This window comes from Micromonospora lutea (genome assembly GCF_016863535.1).
In the GTDB taxonomy this organism is placed as follows: Bacteria; Actinomycetota; Actinomycetes; order Mycobacteriales; family Micromonosporaceae; genus Micromonospora; species Micromonospora lutea.
Genome location: NZ_BOPB01000021.1, coordinates 42,223 through 68,362, shown reverse-complemented (window position 1 = coordinate 68,362; position 26,140 = coordinate 42,223). Strand labels below are relative to the sequence as shown.

The 26,140-nt window shown below is 70.2% G+C and carries 20 protein-coding genes and 1 pseudogene; 9 read left to right on the top strand and 12 right to left on the bottom strand.

Features of this window, described 5'->3' with window-relative positions; all coding sequences use genetic code 11:
* Positions 1-95: 95 nt before the first annotated feature.
* The 3 genes from Vlu01_RS18685 to Vlu01_RS18675 all read left to right on the top strand — a co-directional run bounded on the left by Vlu01_RS18685 (position 96) and on the right by Vlu01_RS18675 (position 6,039).
* Complete coding sequence (locus Vlu01_RS18685; RefSeq protein WP_373307450.1) at positions 96-866, top strand: ABC transporter ATP-binding protein; 771 nt, start codon at positions 96-98, stop codon at positions 864-866.
* Positions 863-3,586, top strand: coding sequence for an FtsX-like permease family protein (locus Vlu01_RS18680; protein ID WP_204001251.1), 2,724 nt, complete (start codon positions 863-865; stop codon positions 3,584-3,586). Before Vlu01_RS18685 ends, Vlu01_RS18680 begins: the two co-directional genes overlap by 4 nt.
* 77 nt (positions 3,587-3,663) lie before the next feature.
* Positions 3,664-6,039, top strand: a complete 2,376-nt coding sequence (locus Vlu01_RS18675; protein ID WP_239095983.1) for a putative bifunctional diguanylate cyclase/phosphodiesterase — start codon at positions 3,664-3,666, stop codon at positions 6,037-6,039.
* 44 nt (positions 6,040-6,083) lie between these two features.
* Here Vlu01_RS18675 and purH read toward each other — a convergent pair whose 3' ends face one another.
* The gene (gene purH, locus Vlu01_RS18670) at positions 6,084-7,655 is read right to left on the bottom strand and encodes a bifunctional phosphoribosylaminoimidazolecarboxamide formyltransferase/IMP cyclohydrolase (protein WP_204001413.1); all 1,572 of its coding nucleotides are present in this window, start codon (positions 7,653-7,655) and stop codon (positions 6,084-6,086) included.
* A 3-nt stretch (positions 7,656-7,658) separates the two neighbouring features.
* Positions 7,659-8,270: pseudogene (gene purN / locus Vlu01_RS18665) on the bottom strand (phosphoribosylglycinamide formyltransferase); the annotation flags it as partial.
* 153 nt (positions 8,271-8,423) lie between these two features.
* On the opposite strand from purN, the gene Vlu01_RS18660 reads away from it, so the two are divergent.
* The gene (locus tag Vlu01_RS18660; RefSeq protein WP_204001244.1) at positions 8,424-8,723 is read left to right on the top strand and encodes a CD225/dispanin family protein; all 300 of its coding nucleotides are present in this window, start codon (positions 8,424-8,426) and stop codon (positions 8,721-8,723) included.
* 7 nt (positions 8,724-8,730) lie between these two features.
* On the top strand, positions 8,731-9,396 hold the full coding sequence (locus tag Vlu01_RS18655; protein WP_204001241.1) for a DUF4190 domain-containing protein: 666 nt from the start codon (positions 8,731-8,733) through the stop codon (positions 9,394-9,396).
* 85 nt (positions 9,397-9,481) lie between these two features.
* On the opposite strand, the gene Vlu01_RS18650 is transcribed toward Vlu01_RS18655, so the two are convergent.
* Positions 9,482-10,774, bottom strand: a complete 1,293-nt coding sequence (locus Vlu01_RS18650) for a cell division protein PerM (protein ID WP_204001238.1) — start codon at positions 10,772-10,774, stop codon at positions 9,482-9,484.
* A 179-nt stretch (positions 10,775-10,953) separates the two neighbouring features.
* Here Vlu01_RS18650 and Vlu01_RS18645 point away from each other — a divergent pair, with 179 nt between their 5' ends.
* Positions 10,954-11,214, top strand: a complete 261-nt coding sequence (locus Vlu01_RS18645) for a DUF4190 domain-containing protein (protein WP_204001235.1) — start codon at positions 10,954-10,956, stop codon at positions 11,212-11,214.
* Positions 11,215-11,278: 64 nt separating this feature from the next.
* Here the strand turns inward: Vlu01_RS18645 and sucD are convergent, their stop codons facing one another.
* The 3 genes from sucD to icmB all read right to left on the bottom strand — a co-directional run bounded on the left by sucD (position 11,279) and on the right by icmB (position 14,302).
* Positions 11,279-12,166 (bottom strand): succinate--CoA ligase subunit alpha, encoded by an 888-nt coding sequence (gene sucD, locus Vlu01_RS18640; RefSeq protein WP_204001232.1) that lies wholly within the window; start codon positions 12,164-12,166, stop codon positions 11,279-11,281.
* Positions 12,167-12,169: 3 nt separating this feature from the next.
* Positions 12,170-13,348: an ADP-forming succinate--CoA ligase subunit beta gene (gene sucC / locus Vlu01_RS18635; RefSeq protein ID WP_204001228.1), complete on the bottom strand. Its 1,179-nt coding sequence runs from the start codon at positions 13,346-13,348 to the stop codon at positions 12,170-12,172.
* Positions 13,349-13,897: 549 nt separating this feature from the next.
* Positions 13,898-14,302 carry a coenzyme B12-dependent isobutyryl CoA mutase small subunit gene (gene icmB, locus Vlu01_RS18630; protein WP_204001225.1) on the bottom strand — a complete coding sequence of 135 codons (405 nt, stop codon included), beginning with the start codon at positions 14,300-14,302 and terminating at the stop codon, positions 13,898-13,900.
* 471 nt (positions 14,303-14,773) lie between these two features.
* On the opposite strand from icmB, the gene Vlu01_RS18625 reads away from it, so the two are divergent.
* Together Vlu01_RS18625 and Vlu01_RS18620 are read left to right on the top strand one after the other, a co-directional pair.
* The gene (locus Vlu01_RS18625; protein WP_204001222.1) at positions 14,774-15,487 is read left to right on the top strand and encodes a M23 family metallopeptidase; all 714 of its coding nucleotides are present in this window, start codon (positions 14,774-14,776) and stop codon (positions 15,485-15,487) included.
* A gap of 279 nt (positions 15,488-15,766) precedes the next feature.
* Positions 15,767-16,561: a M23 family metallopeptidase gene (locus Vlu01_RS18620; protein WP_204001219.1), complete on the top strand. Its 795-nt coding sequence runs from the start codon at positions 15,767-15,769 to the stop codon at positions 16,559-16,561.
* 19 nt (positions 16,562-16,580) lie between these two features.
* Here the strand turns inward: Vlu01_RS18620 and pcrA are convergent, their stop codons facing one another.
* Positions 16,581-19,016, bottom strand: coding sequence for a DNA helicase PcrA (gene pcrA, locus Vlu01_RS18615; protein WP_204001216.1), 2,436 nt, complete (start codon positions 19,014-19,016; stop codon positions 16,581-16,583).
* Between the two features lie 315 nt (positions 19,017-19,331).
* On the opposite strand from pcrA, the gene Vlu01_RS18610 reads away from it, so the two are divergent.
* Positions 19,332-19,691 carry a chorismate mutase gene (locus Vlu01_RS18610; protein WP_239095982.1) on the top strand — a complete coding sequence of 120 codons (360 nt, stop codon included), beginning with the start codon at positions 19,332-19,334 and terminating at the stop codon, positions 19,689-19,691.
* 189 nt (positions 19,692-19,880) lie between these two features.
* On the opposite strand, the gene Vlu01_RS18605 is transcribed toward Vlu01_RS18610, so the two are convergent.
* The 5 genes from Vlu01_RS18605 to Vlu01_RS18585 all read right to left on the bottom strand — a co-directional run bounded on the left by Vlu01_RS18605 (position 19,881) and on the right by Vlu01_RS18585 (position 25,749).
* Positions 19,881-20,891 carry an ABC transporter ATP-binding protein gene (locus Vlu01_RS18605; protein WP_204001213.1) on the bottom strand — a complete coding sequence of 337 codons (1,011 nt, stop codon included), beginning with the start codon at positions 20,889-20,891 and terminating at the stop codon, positions 19,881-19,883.
* A complete protein-coding gene (locus Vlu01_RS18600) occupies positions 20,884-21,921 on the bottom strand; it encodes an ABC transporter ATP-binding protein (protein ID WP_204001210.1) in 1,038 nt (345 codons plus the stop codon). The genes Vlu01_RS18605 and Vlu01_RS18600 overlap by 8 nt, the downstream gene beginning before the upstream one ends.
* An 85-nt stretch (positions 21,922-22,006) precedes the next feature.
* The gene (locus Vlu01_RS18595; protein ID WP_204001207.1) at positions 22,007-22,945 is read right to left on the bottom strand and encodes an ABC transporter permease; all 939 of its coding nucleotides are present in this window, start codon (positions 22,943-22,945) and stop codon (positions 22,007-22,009) included.
* 77 nt (positions 22,946-23,022) lie between these two features.
* Positions 23,023-24,033 (bottom strand): ABC transporter permease, encoded by a 1,011-nt coding sequence (locus Vlu01_RS18590; protein ID WP_204001204.1) that lies wholly within the window; start codon positions 24,031-24,033, stop codon positions 23,023-23,025.
* A gap of 99 nt (positions 24,034-24,132) precedes the next feature.
* Positions 24,133-25,749 (bottom strand): peptide ABC transporter substrate-binding protein, encoded by a 1,617-nt coding sequence (locus Vlu01_RS18585; RefSeq protein ID WP_204001201.1) that lies wholly within the window; start codon positions 25,747-25,749, stop codon positions 24,133-24,135.
* Between the last annotated feature and the right edge of the window lie 391 nt (positions 25,750-26,140).

Below are 26,140 nucleotides of genomic sequence, written 5' to 3'. Positions count from 1 at the left end.
CGATGCATACTCGATATGCATACTCAGTATCCGTGACCGCTTGGGATGAACCGCGCACCTCGTACGCTCGCCTGCGGAGTGGACACCGACCTCCGCTGTCCACTCCACCGCAGGCTGGGCACACCGGCTCGACGGCAGGCGGCCCCGCGCACCTGCTGGAGATCCGCGACGCGTACCGGACGCACGGCAGCGGCGACACGACGGTGACCGCGCTGGGCGGCGTCAGCCTCGTCGTACGCCCCGGCGAACTCGTCGGCGTCATGGGCCCCTCCGGCTCCGGTAAGTCGACGCTGCTCAATCTGGCCGGCGGGCTGGACCGGCCGACCCGGGGCGAGGTGTGGGTCGAGGGCCAACGCCTCGACACCCTCGACCGGGCACGGCTCTCCGCGCTGCGTCGGCGCTCGATCGGCTACGTGTTCCAACACCTCAACCTGCTGCCCGGCCTCACCGCGGTGGAGAACGTCGCGCTCCCGCTGGAACTGGACGGCGCCTCGGTACGCCGGGCCCGTCGCCGCGCCGCCGCCGCACTCGACGAGGTGGGCATGGCCGACCTCGCCCAACGCTTCCCCGACGAACTCTCCGGCGGCCAGCAGCAGCGGGTCGCGATCGCCCGGGCCCTGATCGGCCAGCGTCGGCTGGTGCTCGCGGACGAGCCGACCGGGGCGCTCGACTCGCAGACCGGCGAGGCGGTGCTCCGGGTGCTGCGTTCCCGGGTGAACGCCGGTGCCGCCGCCATCCTGGTCACCCACGAGGCGCGACACGCGGCCTGGGCCGATCGGGTGGTGTTCATGCAGGACGGGGTGGTCACCGACACCTCCGGCCCGTTGCAACACCCCGAGCGCCTACTGGACGGGACGATCCGATGATCCGGCAACGCGTGTCGAAAGCGCTGGTCTCCTGGCGTACGGCGCTGCGCATCGCATGGCGTGAGACCCGCCGGGCCAAGGGCCGCAGCGCCCTGGTGGCAGCGATGATCGCGACGCCCGTGCTGGCGCTCAGCTTCGCTGCCGCGTCCTACGACATGTTCCAGCTCACCCCGAGCGAACGGCTGGAACGCACCCTCGGCACCGCCGACGCCAGGGTGACCTGGGACTACCAGGGCGCCATCGAGCAGAGTCCCACCGGCGACGTGCTGAACGTGACAGGTCTCCACCGCAGCGCCAGCGGCGATCCCGAGCCGGTGACCACCGCCAAGGTCACCGCGGCACTCCCCACCGGCAGCCGGGTCGTCCCGGTCTGGAACGAACAACTCTGGGACTGGCGGACCGCCGACGGCATCGGCCCCGTCCCGTCGTACGGGCTGGATCTGGCCGACCAGATCACCGAGGGAATGGCACGCCTGCGGGCGGGGCGCGCGCCGACCAACGCGACCGAGGTGACCGCCAGCGAGGCGGCGCTGCGCCGGCTCGGCGTGGACCTCGGTGGGACCGTCGAGTTGGTCGAGGGATCGCGGCGGTTCACGGTGGTCGGGATCGTGGAGATCCCGGACAACCTCGGTGAGGCCGTGGTGCTGCCACCGAACGCCCGTACCGACCCGCCGAGCGCCTGGTTGGTCGACGCCCCGGACCCGGTCGGTTGGGACCAGGTCCGGCAGCTCAACGCCGACGGCATCCTGGTGGTCTCCCGGGCCGTGACCCTCGACCCGCCACCGGTGGAGCAGGCCCCGCCATCCGATCTGGACGCCCGAACGGTCGCCATCGGCGTCGTGCTCGGCGGGCTCGGCGCCATGCAGATCGTGCTGCTGGCCGGGCCGGCGTTCGCCATCGGTGCCCGGCGTCGCCAGCGCGACCTCGCCCTGGTGGCGGCCAACGGCGGCAGCCCCGCCCATCTCCGCCGGATCGTGCTCGCCGACGGCGTGGTGCTGGGCCTGGTCGGGGCCGTCGCCGGCATCCTGGTCGGCGCGGCCCTGGCGGTCGCCGCACGCCCCCTCGTCGAGGAGTACCTGGCCCAGGCGCGGGCCGGTGGGTACCGGATCTTCCCCCTCGCGCTGCTCGCCGTCGCCGGGTTGGCCGTACTCACCGGGGTGGCCGCGGCACTGGTGCCCGCCTTCGTGGCGGCACGGCAGGACGTGGCCGTCGCGCTGACCGGACGTCGGGGCGCGACGCGGTCGCGGCGGCGGTGGGTGCTCCTCGGTCTCATCCTCACCACCGCTGGTAGCGGGCTGGCCGCGTACGCCGCCGTCCACGTATCGACGAACCTGCTGCTGACCGGTCTGGTGCTGACCCAACTCGGCCTGGTGCTCTGCACCCCGGCCCTGGTCGGTCTGCTCGCCCGACTCGGCCAACATCTGCCGCTGGCACCACGGATCGCGCTGCGCGACGCCAGTCGTAACCGGGCGGCGACGGCTCCGGCGATCTCGGCCGTGATGGCCGCCGTCGCCGGCACGGTCTGCCTGGGCGTCTACCAGAACAGCAGCGACGCCCGGTCCGCCGCGGCCTACCGTCCGAGCACGCCGCCCGGCTACGTGACCCTGGTGAATCCACTCGGACCCGAGCAACGGAAGATCCCGGCCGAGCGGCTCGCCGCGATCGCCGACACCACCCTGGCCGCCACGGAGGTGGCCGAGATCGGCGTCCCCGGTTGCCGTGGCTGGGATCCCGGCACCTGTCCCAACCCCTTCATCGAGGTGGTGCTGCCGCCCGGACAGCTGTGCCCCTTCTTCGACATCCAGCGGCCGCTCACCTCGCAGGAGCAGCGTCAGGCCCGCGCCGACGCCCGCTGCCGGTCGGGACGGGCGACGTACTCGCGCAGCCACGTCGGACTCGTCGTCGACGACGGCAGCGCGCTGGCACCGCTCACCGGGGCCCACGGCGATGACCTCGCCCGGGCCGTCGCCACGCTGCGGGCCGGCGGCGTGGTCGTCACCGATGCCCGGTACGTGGTGGACGGCACGGTGACGGTGCAGCCGCCGGCGGTGCCGAAGCAGGGAGGGCCCCTGAAGTCAGCCGAGCAGCCAGCCGCCCTCACGCTGCCGGGATACGCCCTCACCACCGGGATCGGCTCGGACCGGACGATCATCTCGCCGAAGGCGCTGGCCCGCGCCGGGCTCGTCGAACACCAGTGGGGCTTCGTGATCGCCGCGCCGGCACCCGATGCGGTGGCGGAGGACCGCTTCCGCGCCGAGGTCAGCGCACTCGCCTCCGGCCTGAGGGTCAGCGTGGAGCGGGGCCCGGCGACGTCCGGTGACCCGATCCTGCTCATCCTGACGGTGGCGGCCGGGCTGATCACCCTCGGCGCGGTCGGGATCGCGACCGGGCTCACCGCCGCCGACAGTCGACCCAACCTGTCGATCCTGGCCGCCGTCGGTGCCAGCCCCCTGCTCCGGCGAAAGCTGTCGCTGAATCAGTCCGGGGTGATCGCCGGACTCGGGTCACTGCTCGGCATCACCGTCGGCCTGGTGGCTGTCGTCGCCGTCCTCACCGCGATCAACCGGACACACCTGGGGACCTGGCCCGGCGCGGACCCGTACCCGATCGTCGTCCCCTGGTCCATCCTCGGCCTGCTGGCCGTGGTGCCGCTGGTCGCCATGCTCGGCGCCGGCACGCTGACCCGGTCCCGCCTACCGATCGAACGTCGACTCGACTGAACGCCGCACCGATCCTTTGTAGAAGAACCACCCGATGAAGGATGTCGTTCCGCTGCCCGCTCACTAGGGTCAGTGCCGTGACACAGGTGGCGCTTCGGCCGACGACGAGCCCCACGGTCGGGGTCACCACGAGGAACAGCCGGATCGCCCGACGATATGTGCAGGCCACTGTCGCGGTCGCCGCCCTCGGCGCCGCCTGGTGCGTCGCGAACTTCACGGTCGGCGCCGGCACCGAGGCGCTCGCGTACACCTTCGTTCCCGTCGGTGGGGTCTTCGCCGCCGGGGCCGTCGTACACCTGATCCGCGGCGCCGACCTCGACCCGGTCACCCGGCGCTTCTGGCGCGCGCTCCTCGTCGCGGCGGTCACCATCACGATCGGGTACGGCTGGTTGGCGTTGGACATGCTGACGCATCCCGCCGAGGCCCGTACGCGAAGCATGCCGTTGCCGGCGGCGGCCTGCGTGGCGATCGGATTCGTCATCGCCATCTGGGCGGTTGCCCGGGTGCCCGTCGTCGAGGCCGGCGGCGTCGAGCGATGGCGACTCCTGCTCGACCGCATGATCGCGTTCCTCGGCTGTGCGGCCCTGCTCTGCTACATCGGGCTGGCCCCGATGCTCGCCGCCGACGAGCCGTGGAGCCCGCAGGCGATGGCGCTGGTCGGGCTCGCGTTCCTGGTCGCGGTCGGCGCCGCGACCAAGGTGTCCTTCGTCTGCGGTGGCCCGGTGGATCGCGTCGCCCTACGATTCGTCGCGGCCAGCGGCGGCGTCACCGCCGGGATCGTCGCCGTGCTCGCGGTCCGGTACGGGTACGTCGCCGCCATCCCCTCCCAGGCGATCGTGATGCCGCTGACCCCGGTGTTCTTCACCCTCGGCGTCACGGCGCAGTGGCGGGCCGAACTCGGTAGCCGGCGCGATCAGGCCCGCCACGGCATGCTCCTGCCGTACCTGGCCGTGGTGGCGGTCGACGTGCCACTGCTCGCGGTCGCGTTCGGCGCCCCCCTGACCTGGCCGGTCCGGGTGGTCCTGATCGCCGCCGTGGTGGTGACCGCGCTGGTCAGCGCCCGGCAGTTCATCGCCTACCAGGAGAACGCCCGGCTGCTGCGGAACACCCGCATCCAGGAGGAGCGCCTCCAGTACGAGGTCAGCCACGACGGGCTCACCGGGCTGGCCAACCGGGTGCTCTTCCGGGACCGGCTCGCGGCTGCGCTCACCGCGACGACACCCGCGTCGGTGCTCCTGGTCGATCTGGACGACTTCAAGACCGTCAACGACCTGCTCGGGCACGGCGTCGGCGATCGGCTGCTCGTCTCGGTCGCCGAGTTGCTGCGTGCCGAGGTCGGCGACCACGGCCTGCCGGTACGGGTCGCCGGTGACGAGTTCGCCGTCCTGCTCACCGGCGCGGACGCCGATCCCGAAGAACTGGCCGGTCGGCTGCTCGCCGCGCTCGACCACCCGATCAGCCAGCACCGCCTGCTGGTGCAGGCCAGCATCGGCATCGCCGACGCCGCGCCCGGGGCCACCGTCGACTCGGTGCTGCGGGACGCCGACATCGCCATGTACACGGCCAAGCAACGCGGAAAAGCGAGCTTCGTACGCTATGTGGACGGCATGGGTGAGCCGGTGCTGAAGCACATGCAACTCGGCGGCGAGCTGCGGCGGGCCCTGGACCACAACGAACTGCGAGTGGTCTACCAGCCGATCCGGCGGCTCGACGACAACCGGTTGGTCGGGGTCGAAGCGCTGGTCCGCTGGCACCACCCGAGTCGCGGCGTGGTCAGCCCGGCCGAGTTCATCCCGGCGGCGGAGCGGACCGGTCTGATCGTGCCGCTGGGCCGGTTCGTGCTGCGTGAGACGTGCCGCCAGGCGGTGGCGTGGTCACGGGAGTTCGGGCCGGACGCACTCCAGGAGGCGGGCCTGAACGTCTCCGCGCGGCAACTGCACGACCCCGACTTCGTCTCCGACGTGGCGGCCGCGCTCGCCGAGAGCGGGCTGGGATGCGAGCGGCTGGTGCTGGAGGTGACCGAGTCCGCAGTACTCCGTGGTCAGCAGGTCTCCCGAACTCTCTTCGAGCTCGACCGGATGGGGATCCGTCTCTCACTGGACGACTTCGGCACCGGCGAATCGTCGCTGAGCCTGCTGCGGGCCTTCCCCGCCTCGATCGTGAAGCTCGACAAGTCCTTCGTCGACGGAATCGAGATCGACGACGGGCAGGCCGCGGCGGCCGCCGCCCGGCAGGCGGTGGCCCGGGCGGTGATCCAACTCGCTCACGCGCTCGGGCTGGAGACGGTCGCGGAGGGCGTCGAGAGCGCCGAGCAGGTCGCCGTGCTCCGCGACCTCGGATACACCCGTGGCCAGGGCTACCATCTGGGCCGGCCGATGACCGCCGACGGCATCTCCTGCCTGCTGGCCCGACAGCGGACCGTGGCGGCTCTCCAGCCGCGACCGGGCGGCTGACCGCAACGGCGAACGCCTCGCCGGGGTGAAGGCCGGACTCCGCCCTAGTGGAAGAAGTGGCGGGTGCCGGTGAGGTACATCGTGACGTCGGCCCGCTTGCAGGCGTCGATCACCTCGTCGTCGCGGATCGAGCCGCCGGGCTGGACGATCGCCCGGATGCCCGCGTCGATGAGGATCTGCGGTCCGTCGGCGAAGGGGAAGAAGGCGTCCGAGGCGGCCACCGCGCCGCGTGCCCGGTCGGCCCCGGCCCGGCTGACCGCGAGACGGGCCGAGTCCACCCTGTTCACCTGGCCCATGCCGACGCCGACGGTCGCGCCGTCGCGGGCCAGCAGGATCGCGTTGCTCTTCACCGCGCGTACCGCCCGCCAGGCGAAGGCCAGGTCGGCCAGAGTAGCGGCGTCGGCAGCCTCGCCGGTGGCCAGCCGCCAGGTGGCCGGGTCGTCGCCCTCGGCGTCGATCGCGTCGCGCGACTGCACCAGTACGCCGCCGGTGACCTGCCGCCACTCCGCTGGACGCGGCCGGTGGTCGGGTGCGCGCAGCAGCCGGATGTTCTTCTTGGCCTGGAGCGTCTCCGCCGCGCCAGGCTCGTAGCCGGGTGCCACCACGACCTCGGTGAAGATCTCGGCGATCTGCCCGGCCAGCTCGACCGAGACCGGCCGGTTGACGGCGATGACGCCACCGAACGCGGAGACCGGGTCGCAGGCGTGCGCCTTGCGGTGCGCCTCCGCCACGTCCGCCCCGATCGCGATGCCGCACGGATTGGCGTGCTTGATGATCGCCACCGCCGGCTGGTCGACGAAGTCGTTCGCGGCCCGCCAGGCGGCGTCCGCGTCGACGTAGTTGTTGTAGGACATCTCCTTGCCGTGCAACTGCTCGGCCTGGGCCAGCCCGGCCGGCCCGGCCGGGTCGGTGTAGAGCGCGGCGGCCTGGTGCGGGTTCTCGCCGTAGCGCAGCACCGCCTGCCGGCGCAACGCCAGCCCGGCGAAGTGCGGCCAGCCGTCGTCGGCCGGGACGACCGACGCGGCGAACCATTCGGCGACCGCCACGTCGTACTCGGCGATGTCGGCGAAGGCGCGGGCGGCCAGCGCCCGACGCTGCGCCAGCGTGAAGCCACCGCCGTCGAGGGCGGCCAGCAGCATCGGGTACGCCTCAGGGTCGGTCACCACGGCCACCGAGGCGTGGTTCTTGGCGGCCGCCCGGACCATCGCCGGACCACCGATGTCGATCTGCTCGACGCACTCGTCCTGACCGGCGCCGGAGGCCACGGTGTCCTGGAAGGGGTACAGGTTGGACACCAGCAGGTCGATCCCGGCGATGCGGTGCTCGTCGAGCTGTGCGGTGTGCGCGTCCTTGCGCAGGTCGGCGAGGAGCCCGCCGTGGATGGCCGGGTGCAGGGTCTTCACCCGCCCGTCGAGGATCTCCGGGAAACCGGTCACCTGCTCCACCGGGGTCACCGGCACCCCGGCTGCGGCGATCGTCGACGCGGTGCTGCCGGTGGAGACGATCTCCACACCGGCGGCGTGCAGCGCCGTGGCCAGCTCGGCCAGGCCGGTCTTGTCGTAGACGCTGACCAGCGCCCGCCGGATCGGGCGACGCCCGTCCTGAATGGAGTCCACTCCGACCCTGACCTTTCTTCCAGTGATCGTCCAACCTTCGCGGACCAGCCGGCCCACCTGCTCGACGAGCTGACGCCGTTCCGCTTCCTTGATGCGTTCGGTGAGCGTGTCGACGTCGTCGTCCTCGTGTACCGGCACCGCCACCTGCGCGACGATCGGGCCGGTGTCCATCCCGGCGTCGACGAAGAAGAGGGTCGCCCCGGTCACCTTGACCCCGTAGGCGAGGGCGTCACGCGGGCCGTGGATGCCGGGGAACGCCGGCAACAGCGTGTTGTGCGTGTTGAGGTACCGGTCGCCGAAGGCGGCGAGGAACCGCGGACCGACCAGCTTCAGGAAGCCGGCGGAGATGACCAGATCGGGTCGGTGCTCGGTGACCCGTGCGGTGAGGGCGGCGTCCCACTGTGCCCGGTCCGGGTGGTCCTTGACCCGCTCGACGAAGGTCGGTACCCCGGCGGCGACGGCCCGGTCCAGGCCCGCGATCCCGTGGCGGTCCGCCCCGACCGCCACCACCCGTGCCCCGTACGCCGGGTCGGCGGTCGCGTCCAGCAGAGCCTGCAGATTGCTTCCGGAGCCGGAGACAAGGACGACGATACGGGCGGACTGGGTCACCGGCACACCCTATCCGGCACCCCGGCACTGCCCATCCGCTGGGCGGCGCACCTCGCGTGATCGCCGGGGTCGCCCAGACCAGGTACGCTGCCGGTCGCTCGGGACCGGCGCCTGTCGGGCCCGCACCCGTCAGCGAACAACCGTGAGGAGCGTGTCGTCATGCAGCCCGACTATCCGTCGCAACCGCAGCAGCCGGTCGACAACAACATGACAATGTCGATCGTCGCGATCATCCTGTTCTGGCCGCTGGCCATCCCGGCGATCATCAACGCCTCGAAGGTCAACACGCTGCTTGAGCAGGGCGACTACGCCGGTGCCCAGGTCGCGTCGGCCGAGTCGAAGAAGTGGTCCAAGTGGGCCCTGATCGTCGGCATCGCCTGGATCGCGATCGTCCTGGTGTGCTGCGTGGGCGGCAGCCTGATCGGCGCGATGAGCAACAACAGCGCCAGCGGTTACTGAGCAGCGGATGCAGCCCGGTCACCCCGCCCAGGACCCGTACGGCCAGCAGCCGCACGGGGACCCGAACACACCGCCACCGGCCAACCCGTACGCTCCGCCGCCGGCCAATCCGTACGCTCCGCCACCGGCCAACCCGTACGCTCCGCCGGCTGACCCCTACGGTCAGCAGCCTCCGGTCGACCCGTACGCGCAGCACCCGGAACAGCCGGAGGCATATCCGCCGACCTCGCCCGCGCCCCACGACCCGTACGCGCCACCGGCCGGACAGCCCCCGGCGTACGGACAGCCGGGCTACGGACAGCAGCCCGGCTACGGACAGCTGGCGTACGGACAGTCCTACGCCGACCCGCACGCCCCCCAGCCGTACGGCGGCGCACCGATGTACCCGAATGCGGGCTTCTCCGGCCCGCCGGCACAGCAGAACGCCCTCGCCCTGGCTGGGATGATCATCGGTATCGCTTCGATTCCGCTGAGCTGCTGCTATCTCGGCATCCCGCTGGGACTGGCCGCAGTCATCACCAGCTGGCTCGGCAAGCAGAAGGCCGACCAGGGATTGGCTGGCGGTTCCGGCCAGGCGCTCGCCGGTCTGATCTGCGGCGCGTTGGGACTACTGCTGGGCCTGCTTCAGATCGTGGCGGTGGTGCTCAACCTGGGCGCGTCAATGTATCCCTGACCAGCGCATGCCCGCTTCGAGGGGCGTCCCGGATGTTCCGGGGCGCCCCTCGGCTCGTCAGGTGCCGTCTCCCAGGGCGGCAACCTCACTGGGCGAGTCGGGTGAGCCAGCGGGCGGCGGCGGCACCGAGCAACGCGCCGCCGCCGGTGACCAGGAGTGCCGCGAGCGCCACCTGCCAGCCGACCGGCCCGACCTCGGCCAACCGGCCGGCACCCAGCGGCCCGCCGGACGCCGTCGTCGCCGCGCCCAGCAGCAGGCCGGCCACCGGTCCGGCGAGCGCCGCCGGTACGAGCAGCCGCCGCCACGACAGCCGTGCCCGTTCGGCAACGGCCATTCGCAGCAACCGGCGCGCGAGCAGCCCGCCGGTGGCCATCCCCACGAGGACGGGTAGGGCGAGCACGGCGACCGCCCCGAGCCCGTCGACCGGTCCGCCGGGCAGACCCGCGAACAACGGCAGCGCCGGTAGCGCGCCGACCGAGACCTCGCTGGTGCGTACCGCCGTGTCGGTGCCGACCGCGAAGCCGGGCCCGAGCAGGTAACTGGCCGACCACACGCTGACGTTGGGCGCGTACGCGAGACTGACCAGGGTGATGCCGGCCTGCCCGGCGACACCGGTGCGGTAGGCGCCGATCAGGTCGGCCGCGTCACCGCCACCGGTCGCCACCGCCAGCCCCGCCACCGCGGCCCCCGCACCGAGCAGCACCAGCGTGGCGGCCAGGCCGGCGCGGACACCTTCGCGCAGCGGCATCGGCGTCTGTTCGGCGAAGATCTCCGCCACCCCGGTCGTGCGGGCAGCGCCCACACCGGCCGCGAGCGTCCCGACGGTCACGAGTGTCAGCCCGGCACGTACCGGCGACATGCTCTGCCCACCGGTTTCGACCAGCAGTGCGGCGAGTGCCCCCAACAGCCCGTACGCGACGCCGACGGCCGTCGCGGCAGCGATCGTACGGCCCGGCGACCGACCACCGCGGGCACCGATGGCTCGGCTGACGTGCACCCCGGCCCGAGTGAGCCGCCACACCGCCAGTGCGGTCACCGCGAGCGGCGCCAGACCCAGCGGGCCGGTGGCCGTGGCCAGGGGCACCCAGTGCCCGAGAAGCCAACCGGCCGCTCCCGCCCGGGCGGCGTCGACCAGGCTGCCGGCGCCCTCGCTGAGCTGGAACAGCCACAGCGCCAGCGCCACCGGCAGCCAGGTGGTGACGGCCGCCCCGCCGGCCGCGACCAGTGCGGCGACCGCGAGCGGCGGGTGGCTGCGACCGGAGGGTGTCGTACGCGCGGCGGGCACCCGGCGCGGCGGGCCGGCCCGGCCGGGCGGCCTGGCACCGGCTCCGCGGGCGTCGGCGGCCCGGCGAGGCTGGTCAGGGGTGACAAAGGACATTGGCTCTACTCTGGCATGCCTGGTCGGCGGCGGCTGCCCGACACCCGCCCCCAACTGACGCTCAGCCGGGCGGGCCGGACCAGTTCGCCTGATCCGGTGTGCGGGCGCACCGGCTCCTCTAGCCTCGGCACCAGGGGCCGCGACCACCGTCGCGGCAGCATGTGACCGGAAGGGGAGTTGTGAACGCTCCGTATCCACCGCCCCCACCACCGCCCGCCGGCCGGGACCGGACGACCCTCTGGGGCGTGCTCGGCATCGTGACCGGTGTGCTCTGCTGCGGCATCCTCGGCATCGTCTTCGGCTGGTTGTCGGTGCGCGACGCGCGCCGGTACCGCCAGTCGCCGGTGCTGGGCTACGTTGCCATCGGGCTGGGTGTGCTGAACATCGTCCTCAGCCTGATCCTGCAGGCGACGGGGAATCACCCGTACTGGAACCGCTAGGGGCCGACCTCCCGGTCGGCCCCTAGAGAGACCGTCCGGGACGGTCTCTCAACGCGGTTACCGCTCAGCCCGCAGACATGATCTCGCGCATCAGCCTGGCGGTCTCGGTCGGCGTCTTGCCGACCTTCACGCCGACCGCCTCCAGCGCTTCCTTCTTGGCGTCGGCGGTGCCCGCCGAGCCGGAGATGATCGCACCGGCGTGCCCCATGGTCTTGCCGGGCGGGGCGGTGAAGCCGGCGATGTAGCCGACCACCGGCTTGCTGACGTTGGCCTTGATGAACTCGGCCGCCCGCTCCTCGGCGTCACCACCGATCTCACCGATCATCACGATGGCGTCGGTGTCCGGGTCGGCCTCGAACGCGGCCAGCGCGTCGATGTGCGTCGTCCCGATGATCGGGTCGCCGCCGATGCCGACACAGGTCGAGAAGCCGATGTCCCGCAGCTCGTACATCATCTGGTAGGTCAGCGTGCCGCTCTTGCTGACCAGCCCGATCCGGCCGGCGCCGGTGATGTCCGCCGGGATGATGCCGGCGTTCGAGGCGCCCGGCGAAGCGATGCCGGGGCAGTTCGGGCCGATGATGCGGGTCCGCTCCCCCTTGGCCACGTTGTACGCCCAGAAGGCGGCGGTGTCGTGCACCGGCACCCCCTCGGTGATCACCACGGCCAGCGGGATCTCGGCGTCGATCGCCTCGACGACCGCGCCCTTGGTGAACTGCGGCGGTACGAAGATGACGGTGACGTCCGCGCCGGTGTCCTTCATCGCGTCGGCGACGTTGGCGAAGACGGGCAGTTCGTTGCCGTCGAAGTCGACGGTGGTGCCCGCCTTACGCGGGTTGACGCCACCGACGACGTTCGTTCCGGCGGCGAGCATCCGCCGGGTGTGCTTGGAACCCTCGGAGCCGGTCATCCCCTGGACGATGACCTTCGAGTCCTTGGTCAGCCAGATAGCCATGTGTCAGACCCCCGCAGCCGCCAGCTCGGCGGCCCGCTCGGCCGCGCCGTCCATGGTGTCGACCCGCTCGATCAGCGGGTTGTTCGCGCCGTCGAGGATCTCCCGACCGGCCTCGGCGTTGTTGCCGTCGAGTCGTACGACCAACGGCTTGGTGACCTCCTCGCCGCGCTGCTTGAGCAGGTCCAGCGCCTGGACGATGCCGTTGGCGACCGCGTCGCAGGCGGTGATGCCGCCGAAGACGTTGACGAAGACGCTGCGCACCGACGGGTCGGAGAGCACGATCTCCAGACCGTTGGCCATGACCGCGGCGCTCGCGCCGCCGCCGATGTCGAGGAAGTTGGCCGGCTTGACGTTGCCGTGCCGTTCACCGGCGTAGGCGACCACGTCCAGGGTCGACATGACCAGGCCCGCGCCGTTGCCGATGATCCCGACCTCACCGTCGAGCTTGACGTAGTTGAGGTCCTTCTCCTTGGCGGCCTGTTCCAGCGGGTCCACCGTCGCCTGGTCGACCAGCGCCTCGTGGTCGGGGTGCCGGAAGCCGGCGTTCTCGTCGAGCGAGACCTTGGCGTCCAGCAACAGCAGCTTGCCCTCGGCGGTCTTGGCCAACGGGTTCACCTCGACCAGGGTGGCGTCCTCGGCGACGAACGCCTGCCACAGGCCGACCGCGACCTCGACGACCTGGTCGGCGACCTCGGCCGGGAAACCGGCCGCGTCGACGATCTCCCGCGCCTTCGCCTCGTCCACGCCCTTGACGGCGTCGATCGGTGCCTTGACGACCTTGTCCGGGGTCTCGGCGGCGACCTGCTCGATGTCCATGCCGCCGGCGACGCTGGCGATGCAGAGGAACGTGCGGTTCGCCCGATCGAGCAGGTACGAGAAGTAGTACTCCTCGGCCACGTCCGCGGTCACGGTGATCATGACCTTGTGGACGGTGTGACCCTTGATGTCCATGCCGAGGATGTCGGTGGCGCGGGCCACCGTCTCCTCCGCGCCCTCGGCCAGCTTGACGCCGCCCGCCTTGCCTCGTCCGCCGACCTTCACCTGTGCCTTGACGACCACTCGGCCGCCGAGGCGTTCGGCGATCGCGCGGGCCTCCTCCGGGGTCGTGGCGACGCCGCCGGCGAGCACGGGAAGTCCGTGCCGCTCGAACAGGTCCCGCCCCTGGTACTCGTACAGGTCCACGATTGCGCGTCCCGTCCCGTCTCTGCGGCGCACCGTCGCGCCGCCACCAGCGTATGGAAAGAAAACAGTGTGATGCCCGACATCAGTCGAAGTTGACGCAGGCCGTCGAACCCTCGCCACCGCAACCACGCGCCGCGGCCGACCTGACGGTCCGGCCCGCAAGGGGAGGTCGGAAAGGGTTCATTGGGCGCAGCCTAACGATGTCGGCACGTCCGGCAACCGAGCGGGTGCGCGGTGTGCGGTAATGCACACGACCGGCCGACGCTGGGCCGTGGGCGGGACGCCGTCCCGGATGCCGTCACCCGTTCGAGCGATCTTGCCAGGGGCGCGACGGTTCTCGACGATCCCGCGTAACCCCGCAGGAAGGGCGTCGTTGAGTCAGGTGTCGGAGCGCTGGAAAGCGCGAGGACGGAAGCGGCCGATGCCCTGTCGGTCGAGGGGTGGCGGCGGGGCATCGTGCATAGAGGGGCCGGACGTGTGAGGGGTGCGTCCGGCCCCTCCCCTGTCCGCAGACCGGTTCCGAACCCCACCTGCCGGCCGCGGAACGCCTCAGGCCACCGGCTGTGCGACGTTCTCCCGGACCCACTCCACGATGGACGTGGTGGTTGCCCCCGGCGTGAAAATCTTGGCCACGCCGAGCCGCTCCAGCTCCGGCAGATCGGCCTCCGGGATGATTCCCCCGCCGAACACCACGATGTCCCGGGCATCCCGTTCGTCGAGCAGTTCCAGAACCCGCCGGAACAACGTCATGTGCGCCCCGGAGAGCACCGACAGACCGACGGCGTCCGCGTCCTCCTGGATCGCGGTCTCCACGATCTGCTCCGGGGTCTGGTGCAGGCCGGTGTAGATGACCTCCATGCCGGCGTCACGCAGGGCGCGCGCCACCACCTTGGCACCACGGTCGTGGCCGTCCAGGCCCGGCTTGGCGACGACGACCCGAACACGAGAGCTCATCTGGGCATCCCTTTCACCGGCTCAGCGGCAATCTCACCTGAACGAACGGTAACCCGCCCGGCCGGGGCCCGGGAACCGGGGCCGATCGGGCGAGCGACGAACGCCGCTCGGCGTCCCTCGCGGGGAAGTGACACCGGCACTCACGCAGGCATCACCGCCACCTCACGCAGAGACACGACCGACGCGGGACGCGTCAAGCGGGACGACTCCGCCGAACGGTCACAGTGCGCGACGAACGGAGGATAACGAGGACACCCCACTGCACCCCCGACCACTGACAATCCGGGACGGAAACGGACAGAACGTTGCAACCAATTCGGCGCTCCGGCTTGTGACAGGACTGACGGTTGGCTACCGTGTCCACGGTTGTCATCAGGTCTACGGACGGGTGACGACGCGATCAGTCGACACACGGTCACCAGATCGTGACGGCGACTGATCCGCATCGGAACCCGACAACGGAGGGTATGCGTGCGCCAGCGCCTGTCGTCTGAGCCCGATCGATATCGCGGTCGCCGCCGCGTACCCACCCCCCCGCGCAGCCGCTACGCCGCGGTCGTCACCACCGCCTTCGTCGGTGCTGGCGTGGTGGTGCTGGGTGCCAGTGCGATGCCGGACGCCAAGAGCGTCAGCCCGACGGTGCTCGACGAGCTGAAGCAGGCGTCGATCAGCAACCAGGGCGTGGCCGACCGGGCCGACGCCGCCGAGCGGGCCTCCCGGGACAGCCGCACCAGCCCGGAGAGTTCCGCCGACTCCGGCGTGTGGCTGCTGCCCCTCCAGGGCTACGACTTCAACTCCCCCTACGGGATGCGGTGGGGCAAGCTGCACACCGGTGTCGACCTTGTCGCCCCGGAGGGAACTCCGTACGTCGCCATCCACGACGGCACGGTCACCAAGGCGGGCTGGTTCGGCGGCTACGGCTACGCCGTCATCGTCCAGCACGCCGACGGCAGCGAGGCGATCTACGGCCACTCCTCCTCGCTGAGCGTGCGCGAGGGGCAGCAGGTCAAGGCCGGCGACCAGCTCGGTCTGGTCGGCAACACGGGCCACTCCTACGGCTCCCACCTGCACCTGGAGATCCATGTCAAGGGCGAGCCACTCGACCCGGTGCCGTGGCTGCAGGAGCGCGGAGTGGACATCAAGCTACAAGTCGAGGCAATTTACAGCGAGGTAGCCGCGTCCTGACCGGTCGTGATGCCCGTTGACCGCCCGGACCGACTGGTTCGGGCGGTTTTTCTCTGGGGTGGCGAGGGCATAAGTGTGCCAGCTCACAGCCGCGACAGTGACCGACGACACACCAGCCGGGCAGGTCAACATCGGGCAGGCGAGCACAGCGGTGCCCAGAGGTGGACAGCGGCACCGGCCGCCTCACCCGCCGCACCCACCCCCGGTACCCGATGACGCGCGGACCGACACCAGGATTTCGAGGTCACGTACCACTCGAAACCAGTGAGGTCCCTACCCGTGCAGGACGACACCCCTACCCCGACCCGCAGGATCCCCGCCGCCCCGGCCCGCCACCGGCGGACTCCGAGTCGGCGTACCCGTCTCCTGGCCGTCGGCTCGGTCGCCCTGGTGGGGTTCGGCGTCGCCGGTGTCGTCCTGGCCGACCGCGATGACCGGCCGACCACCCATCCGGTCGCCCTCGATGCCCGGGACCGGGCCGAGGCCGCTGCACGGGCCGACCGTTCGGCCCGGGAACCCGCCGCCCCGGACAGCTCACCGCCGAGCCCGACCACCAGCGCCAGCCCCACCGCGAAGCCCAGCTCCAAGCCCAGCCCGAAGCCCAAGGCCAGCCGGCCGGCCACCGCCACGGCGAAGCCGAAGCCAAAGCCGAAGAAGAGCGTGAAGCCGACGACGTCCTGGGTGATCCCGATGGCAGGAGGCACCATCACCTCCTGCTACGGGCCCCGCTGGGGCACCCTGCACGCCGGCATCGACTTCGCCATGCCCGCCGGCACACCCGTACGCGCCGCCTTCGGTGGCACCGTGACGAAGGCCGGCGATGTCGGCGACGGGTACGGCATCTCGGTGGTCATCGACCACGGCAACGGCTACCTCACCCACTACGCCCATCTGAGTACCGCCAGGGTGAGCGTCGGTGCGAAGGTCAGCACCGGGCAGACGATCGGCCTGGAGGGCTCCACGGGCGACTCCACCGGCCCCCATCTGCACTTCGAGGTGCACCAGGGTCAGATGTGGAACCAGATCGACCCCGCGCCGTTCCTGCGCGCCCGGGGCATCGACGTGGCGTGCTGACCGGGGTCGACCGTCCGTCTCAGATCTTCTCGATCGGGGCGTGCCGCAGCACCAGCCACAGCGTCTGGTCGCCGAAGTCGATCTGCGCCCGCGCACCCGGACCGTGCCCCTCCACGGCCACCACCCGGCCGAGCCCGTACCGCTGGTGGTTCACCCGGTCGCCGACCGCGACCTTCGGCCCCTGTGGCAGTTCACTCGCGGTGGCCAGCCGGCTGCCGTCCACCCCGAGCTTGCGGGCCAGCTGCACCGCCCGTGGTGTGCCGCCAGCGAAGCCACCGCGGCCGCCGGGAGTCCGCTCCGCGCGACCACCCACGCCACCACCACCGCCACCCCACGAGGTGTACGAGCCCTCGGTGCGCTCCCAGCGGACCAGCTCGGGCGGCAGCTCCTCGACGAACCGGGACGGCGGGTTGTAGGACGGTTGGCCCCACGCCGAGCGGGTCACCGCCCGGGAGAGGTAGAGGCGCTGCCGGGCCCGGGTGATGCCGACGTACGCCAGCCGGCGCTCCTCCTCCAACTCCCGGGTGTCGCCCAACGAGCGCAGGTGCGGGAAGACGCCGTCCTCCAGGCCGGTCAGGAACACCACCGGGAATTCCAGGCCCTTGGCGGTGTGCAGCGTCATCAGGGTCACCACGCCCTGGTAGGGCTCGGTGTCCTCCTCGGCCCCGTCCGCTGCCGACCCGGGCTGCGCCGGCACCTGATCGGCGTCGGCGACGAGCGCGACCTGCTCCAGGAAACCGGCCAGGGTGGCCCGCTCCCCCTCCGCGCCGGTCGCCTCGATCCGCTCGGTGTACTCGCGGGCGACGCTGACCAGTTCCTGGAGGTTGTCCACCCGACCCGCGTCCTGCGGATCGAGGCTCTCCTCCAGCTCGGTCAGGTAACCCGACCGGGTCAGCACCGCCTCCAGCACCTCCTCCGGGGTGCCGTCGACAGCCAGCTCGCGGGCGGAGTCGAGCAGCGCCACGAAGTCGGCGATGCCGTTGGCCGCCCGGGTCGAGATACCGGGCGCGTCACCGGCCCGGCGCAACGCGGCTCCGAAGGAGATCCGGTCCCGGCTGGCCAGCGCCTCCACGCACGCCTCGGCGCGCTCGCCGATGCCGCGACGCGGGGTGTTGAGGATCCGCCGCAGGCTGACCGTGTCGTCGTCGTTGACCACCGAACGCAGGTAGGCCAACGCGTCGCGGACCTCCTTGCGCTCGTAGAAACGCACCCCGCCGACGACCTTGTACGGCAGACCGAGGCGGATGAAAACCTCCTCGAAGACCCGGGACTGGGCGTTGGTGCGGTAGAAGACCGCCACGTCGCCCGGACGGGTCTCCCCGTCGTCCACCAACCGGTCGATCTCCCGGGCCACCCAGTCCGCCTCGGCGTGCTCGGTGTCGGCGACGTACGCGACGATCGGCTCGCCCGCACCGGCGTCGCTCCACAGCCGCTTCGGCTTACGGGACGTGTTCCGGTCGATGACCGCGTTGGCGGCGTTCAGGATGGTCTGGGTGGAGCGGTAGTTCTGCTCCAGCAGGATGGTGCGGGCGTCGGTGAAGTCGCGCTCGAACTCCAGGATGTTGCGGATCGTCGCGCCCCGGAAGGCGTAGATCGACTGGTCCGCGTCGCCGACCACGCAGAGCTCCGCCGGATCGAGACCCTCGGTGCCGGAGACCAGCTCCTTGATCAGGACGTACTGCGCGTGGTTGGTGTCCTGGTACTCGTCGACCAGCACGTGCCGGAAACGGCGGCGGTAGCTCTCCGCGACGTGCGGATGCGACTGAAACAGGTGCACCGTCGTCATGATCAGGTCATCGAAGTCGAGCGCGTGCGCCTCGCGCAGCCGGCGCTGATAAAGGGCGTACGCCTCGGCGAGGGCGCGTTCGTTGGGCCCGCTCGCCCGTGCGGCGAAGGTCTCCGGGTCGACCAGCTCGTTCTTCAGGTTCGAGACCTGGGCGGCGAGGCCGCGCGCCGGATAGCGCTTCGGATCCAGGTCGAGCTCACGGGTGACGAGCTGCATCAGCCGGCGTGAGTCGTCCGCGTCGTAGATCGAGAAGGTCGACTTCAGCCCGGCGTGCTCGTGCTCGGCACGCAGGATCCGCACACAGGCGGAGTGGAAGGTGGAGACCCACATCAGCCGGGCCCGTGGGCCGACCAGGGCGGTGACCCGGTCCTTCATCTCGCCGGCGGCCTTGTTGGTGAAGGTGATCGCGATGATCTCGCCGGGGTGCACGTCCCGCGCGGCGAGCAGGTACGCGATCCGGTGGGTCAGCACGCGGGTCTTGCCGGACCCGGCACCGGCCACGATCAGCAGCGGCGAGCCGGCGTGGGTGACCGCGTCCCGTTGCGGGCCGTTGAGTCCCTCCACCAGTTGCGCCGGGTCGAGGCGGCCGGGCACGGGCCGATGGGGCGGCAGCGTCCGCGCAGGCGCTGGCTCGGGCGGGGAGGCGGGGATGTCGAAGAGAGGATGCATCGCACGGCGAGTCTATGCCGCCGCCCGGACATCCCCCGCCGACGGCACCACCCGAAGGAAGGGCACCCTGTTAACGCCTCAGGTAGAGCAAGGGACCCCTTTAACGCTTTCCTTGCGCAGCACCCCGCCGAGCGGCATACTCGACGTCGTGTTCGACCAGCGCTTCTACTTTTACTACGGCACCGGGAGTCCGGCAGCCGTGGGTCGCGCCTGATCGATCAGACCTACGAAAAGCCCCGGGCTCTCGGAGCCCCGGGGCTTTTTCGCGTCCCGGGATCCGGGCACCGGGCACCACATCGCGAGAGGTACCCGAAGATGACAGACGTGATGGAACACAACGGCGGCACGAACGGGTCCGGCACGGTCTCGAACGGCACCGCCCCCACCGGACCCGCGGCGGGCGTGCCGGCCACCGGCACCGCCGAGCCGGACGCCGCCAACCGGATCGCCGAGATCCGGGTACGCATCGACGAGATCGACCGGGCGTTGATCGACCTGTGGCAGGAGCGGGCCGCGCTCTCCCGAGAGGTCGGTGCGACCCGGATGGCCTCCGGCGGTACCCGGCTCGTCCTCTCCCGCGAGCAGGAGATCCTGGAGCGGTTTCGGCAGTCGCTCGGCGCGGACGGCACCCAACTCGCCCTGCTGCTGCTCCGGGCCGGTCGTGGTCCCCTCTGACCAGCTCGCTGATCGAGAGGCTTTCGCGGTGATCGCGCGCGAACTTCTTGATCGATCCGAGGTGGGGGGCGGGGAGGTGGACCGGGGCGCCGGCTGCTGGTGACGGCCGACGCCCCGAATCACTGAGGAGGCACTACCTTCACCGCCGTTCCCGCTACGGATGGACGGGAACCGACGGCGTCTGTGGGGTCACTCCGTCGCGTGCACGACGTCGCGTACCTCGGCGAAGTGGCAGGCGCTCGGGTGGTCCGACTTGTCGCGGACCACCAGCAGCGGCTCCTGCTCGGCGCAGATGTCCTGGGCCTTCCAGCATCGCGTACGGAATCGGCAGCCCGAGGGGGGGTTGGCCGGCGACGGCACGTCACCGGTGAGCACGATCTGATCCCGCTGCCCACGCAGCTTCGGATCCGGCACCGGCACCGCCGACAGCAGCGCCTGGGTGTACGGGTGGGTCGGCTTGTCGTAGATCTCGTCCTCGGTGCCGATCTCGATGATCTTGCCGAGGTACATCACCGCGACCCGATCGGCGATGTGCCGGACCACCGACAGGTCGTGGGCGATGAAGATGTACGACAGCCCGAGCTCCGCCTGGAGCTTCTCCAGCAGGTTGATCACCTGAGCCTGGATGGAGACGTCCAGCGCGGAGACCGGCTCGTCACACAGGATGATCTCCGGGTTGAGCGCCAGTGCCCGGGCGATGCCGATGCGCTGCCGCTGGCCGCCGGAGAACTGGTGCGGGTACCGGTTGATGTGGTCCGGGTTGAGACCGACCAGATCCAGCAGTTCCTGGACCTTGGCCCGCCGCTTGCCCTTCGGCACCACGTCCGGGTGCACCTCGAACGGCTCGCCGATGATGTCACCGACGGTCATTCGCGGGTTGAGCGACGTGTACGGGTCCTGCATCACCAGCTGGATGTTGCGCCGACCCCGGCGCCGCTCCTCGGCGCCGACCTTTGACATGTTCCTGCCCTGCACGAACAGGTCACCGGAGGTCGGCGTCTCAAGCCCCACCAGCATCCGGGCCAGCGTCGACTTGCCGCAACCGGACTCGCCGACGATGCCGAGCGTCTCTCCCCGCCGCAGTTGCAGGTTGACCCCGTCGACCGCCTGCACCGCACCGTACTGCTTCTTGAAGACGATGCCCCGGGTCAGCGGGAAGTGCTTGACCAGGTCGCGGGTCTCCAGCACCACGTCACTCATCGCCCTTGACCTCCTTCCAGAAGTGGCAGGCGGCCGTCCGGCTCGGCGACACCTGGTACAGCGGTGGCGCCGGATCCTGCCGGCAGACCTCCTGTGCGTACCGGCACCGGGGGTTGAAGGCGCAGCCCGGCGGGATGTTGGTCAACATCGGCGGCAGGCCCTTGATGGCGCTGAGCTCGTGCCCCTTGAGGTCCAGGCGCGGGATCGACTCCAGCAGACCCTTGGTGTACGGGTGGGCGGGGCTGGCGTAGATGTCGTTCACGCCGGCTTCCTCGATGACCCGGCCGGCGTACATGACCGAGATCTGGTCCGCCACGTCGGCCACCACACCCATGTCGTGGGTGATCAGCACGAGGCCCATGTTCCGTTCCCGCTGCAACTCGGCGAGCAGCGCCATGATCTGCGCCTGCACCGTCACGTCCAGCGCGGTGGTCGGCTCGTCCGCGATCAGCACCTCGGGGTCGAGCGCCAGCGCCATCGCGATCATGACGCGCTGCCGCATACCACCCGAGAACTGGTGCGGGTAGTCGTTCACCCGCTGACTCGCGGCCGGAATCTTGACCAGGTCCAACAGCTCGATCGCGCGGGCCTTGGCGTCCTTGCGGGACATCCCCCGATGCTTGCGGAACAGCTCGGCGAGCTGGAACCCGACGGTGAAGACCGGGTTCAGCGCGGAGAGCGCGTCCTGGAAGATCATCGCGATCCGGTTCGCGCGCACCTTGCGGCGCTCCGACTCCGGCAGCTTGAGCAGGTCGACGCCCCGGTAAAGGATCTCGCCGCCGGTGATGAAGCCCGGCGGAGTGTCCAGGATGCCCATGATCGCCTGAGCGGTCACGCTCTTGCCGCAGCCGGACTCGCCGAGGATCGCCCGGGTCTCGCCGGCCCGCAGGTCGAAGCTCACGCCGTTGACGGCGTGGGCAATGCCGTTGCGGGTACGGAACTCCACGTGCAGGTTCTTGACCTGCAGCGGCAGCGCGTTCGGGTCGACACCCGCCAGCGCGTCCATCTTGACGTTCACATCAGTGCTCATGATTGGCACTCCGCTCGCTCCGTGCCCTCGTGAGGCACCGTCGCCCTGGGCTGACGACTCGTTCGCTGAGACTCGCTCATCAGACTCACCGGAACTTCGGGTCGAGGGCGTCACGCAGGGCGTCACCCATGAGGATGAAGGACAGCACCGTGCCGACCAGCAGACCACAGGGGAAGAGCAGCAGCCACGGATCCTCCAGGAAGTAGACCTGGTGGACCGAGATCATTGTTCCCCACGACTGGGCCGGTGCCTGGAGCCCGACACCGAGGAAGGTCAACGTGGCCTCAGCGGCGACGAACGCGCCGAGCACGATGGTGGCGTACACCAGCATCGGCGCGATCGCGTTCGGCAGGATGTGCCGGAACATCAGTCGCGAGTTGCGGGCCCCGACCGCCTTCGCGGCGTGCACGTAGTCCAGGTCCTTCGACGAGATGACGCTGCCCCGGATGATCCGGGCGATGGTCGGCCAGGCGAGGGCGAAGAGCACCAGGGCGATCGTCCAGATGTTCTGCCGCTTGATGACCGTGAGGAACACGATCGCGCCGAGCAGGAACGGCAGCGACAGGACAATGTCCATCAGCCGGGAGATGATCGTGTCGACCCAGCCGCCGTAGTACCCGGCGAGCAGACCGAGCAACCCACCAAAGATCACGATACCGCTGGTGGCCATTACCGCGATCACCATTGAGGGCCGGGCACCGTAGATGGCGTGCGAATAGTAGTCGCAGCCCAGGATGTCGGTGCCGAACGGATGCTCCCAGCTCGGCGAGACCCGGGACCGGTCGGTGCTGCAGGCACGCGGGTCCTGGCTCGTCCAGAGCTTCGGGAAGGCCGCCATCGAACCGACGACAACGATGTAGAGGAAGGCGATCACAAAGATCGGGTCGCGCAGCAACTGTCGCCGGGCATCCGCCCAGAGGCTGGTGCTGCGCTCCTTACCGCCGGCCGACGGCTCCGTCGTCGGGCCGTCACCGCCCACCGGCGCACCGCCGACGGCACTACCCGCGCTCGTCAGGTCACTCATGCTCACACCTCATCTCGCTCCACCGGTCGCCGGGAGCGGTCGGAAGACCCTGCGTACGTGTCGTCACCACGGTCCGGTCACTCATAGCGGATCCTCGGATCGAGCACGGCGTACATGAGGTCGACCAGCAGGTTGGCGATCAGGACGACCAGCACCAGCATGGTCACCACGCCGATCACCACCGATGACTCGCCGGTGCGGGCGGACATCGTCACCAGCCGACCGATACCCGGCACGTTGAAGATCGTCTCGGTGACGACCGCGCCGCCCATCGCGGCGCCGATGTCGACGCCGAGGAAGGTGATCACGGGGATCAGCGAGTTGCGGAGCGTGTGCACGCCGATGACGCGCTTGTTGGTCAGGCCCTTGGCCTTGGCGGTGCGGACGTAGTCGGCCCGGATGTTCTCCATGATGCTGGTCCGGGTGAGCCGGGCGGTGGTGGCGAGCGAGACTGCGCCGAGCACCATGCCTGGGATGATCAGGCTGGCGAAGGGATAGTCGGCTTTGAAGCCGGGGGTGAACACGCCCACGGAGATCAGGTCCGGGATCCAGTCCTGCCCCCTCAGCACGTTGCCGAGCTTGACCCCGACGAACTCCCGCACCACCAGACCGAGCACGAAGATCGGTACCGAGATGACGAAGACGGTGCTGATCTTCACCGTGTAGTCGAGGAAGCTGCCACCACGCAGACCCGCCAACACGCCCGCCGCGATGCCGACGACGGCCTCAAAGACGATCGCGATCACCAACAGCTTGAGGGTGAACGGAATGGCGTCGGCGACCAGCTCGGTGACCTCCCGCTGGCGCAGGTTAACGCCGAAGTCGAAATGGAGGAAAATGTTCTGCAGGCGGTCCAGGAAGAGTCCGAAGCAGGGGTTGCCCCGCTGGTCCAGGCAGGGGTTGTCATAGCCGAGTCGCTCGGTGATCGCCTGGAGTAGCGCGGGCGGCGGAGTCCGGTCCCCGAACAGGGCCCTTGCCGGATTCCCGCTGAACTGGATCGCCAGCGAGGTCATGTAGTGCAGGAGGAACATGGTGCCCAGCACGGTGGGGATGAACTGGAGCAACCGTCGAATGACGTAGCGCCCCATGACGGGGTCTCCTCTCGGCGCTGACGTGGCGGCAACGATCACCCTGTTGGGTCACCGTTGCCGCCACGTCGTATTACGGCAGGATCAGGCGGCTGAAGCTCAGTTCTGCTTCAGCGAAGTCGCACCGTAGTCGGCATCCGAGACGGCGTTCCAGACGAACTGGTCGACGTTCTCGCTGTAGACCGCGCCAACCTTGTTGAACCACATCGGGATGACCGGCAGGTCCTCGCCGAGGATGTCCTCCGCCTTCTGGTAGGACGGGATCGCGGCCTCGATCGAGTCGGCCGAGTCACCCTCCTTCAGCAGGTTGTCGAAGGCCTCGTTCGTGTAGCCCGAGTTGTTGCTGCCGGCACCGGTGCCGTACAGCGGGTAGAGGTAGGTCTCCATGAACGGGTAGTCCGGGCCCCAGCCGAGACGGTACGGACCGGTGAAGTTCTTCTTGTCCGCCGTCTCGAGGTACTCGGGGAACTGCAGGTTGACCTTGAGCTCGTAGTCGATGCCCAGGGCCTCCTTGATCTGGTCACCGACCGCCTGCAGCCACTGGTCGTGGCCGGCACCGGCGTTCGCCCAGAGAGTCAGCTTCTTGCCGGCCGGCCAGCCGCCAGCCTCGGCCAGCAGCTGCTTCGCCTTCTCGACGTCCTTCGTGCAGTACTTGCAGACACCCTCACGGGCACCCTCGAAGGTCGGGGCGACGAAGCCGGTGGCCGGGGTGAACCGGCCGTCGAAGACCGCGTCGATGATCGACTGGCGGTCGATCGACAGCGACAGCGCCTGGCGGATCCGCTTGTCCTTGAAGTCGTCCTGGTACAGCGGCATGCCGACATAGGTGAAGCTGTCACCTGGCTGCTCGTACATCCGGTCGCCGTAGGTGGCCTTGGCCTCCTTGTAGCGGGCCGGCGGCAGGGTGAACATCACGTCCAGCTCGCCGGCCTGGAAGGCGGCGTAACCAGCGTCGACGTCAGCAAAGATCTTGTACTCGATCCGGTCCGGCTTGCCAGGCTCACCCTTCCAGGTGTCGCTGCGGACCAGGTTGATGGCGACGTTGTGCTGCCAGCTGCCATCCATCTTGTAGGGGCCGTTACCGATCGGCTTCTCGCTGCACGCCTTGATGTCGTCGACGCACGCCTGGGCCATCGGGAAGAAGCCCACGTAGCCGACCGTCGTCGGGAAGCCGGAGAAGGGCGCTTCCAGCTCGACGGTGAAGGTGAGGTCGTCGACCTTCTTCAGGCCGGAGAGCTCCTTGGCGGTGGGCTCCGCGCCCTCGCCCTCGGGCGACACGTCCTTGATGCCGGCGATGCGCTTCATGAAGTAGCCGTTGTTCTGGGTGTTCGGCGCGTAGGCGGCGAAGTTCCAGGACCGGATGAAGGCGTCGGCGTTGACCGGCTCACCGTTGTCGAAGGTGTAGCCGCTCTTGAGCTTGATCGTCCAGACCTTCTGGTCGTCCGATTCGATCGACTCGGCCAGGTCCATCTCGACCGCGGAGGTCTCGGCGTTGTACTTGACCAGACCGCGATACAGCTGACGGAGCACGTAGATCGACGGCTCGTCGTCACCACCGGACGGCGTCAGGAACGCCGGTTCCGAGTTGTAGACGCGGAGCGTGCCGCCAGACTGGCCGCTCGAGTCGTTGCTGTCGTCGCCACCGCCGCCACAGGCGGTGGCCAACATGGCGGTGGCGGTCGCCGCGACCGCCACCTTCAGGAATTTCCCGCGCATGGGAGTGCCTCCTCAGGGCGCTCGGCTCACGAGGGGGTTGTGAGGTGCCTGCAACTGTGACACTGGATGCGCCCAAGCGGGAAGGCGTGTTATCAAGCCGATACCCGCCCGGGACGGTGCCGACATCGACCCGCAGCCGCCTCTCCGACAGCCCGGAGGCATGGTATGAGCTGCTCGTCAACCGCATTTCCGCGCTCAGCCGAGCGTCAGGTGACCGGGGGCCGACGACTCCGCGAACCAGCTGGAGCATCGACGTGAGTCCCGCCACTCCTGCCGATGTTACCCGAAAGTATGAGCTCGATTCCAGACCAGCGGCCGATCGCGGTGCGCGGAGGAAATTCCTAGGCCGAAACGGGTCCGACCCCGGATCCGCATGATGTCGGGATCCGGG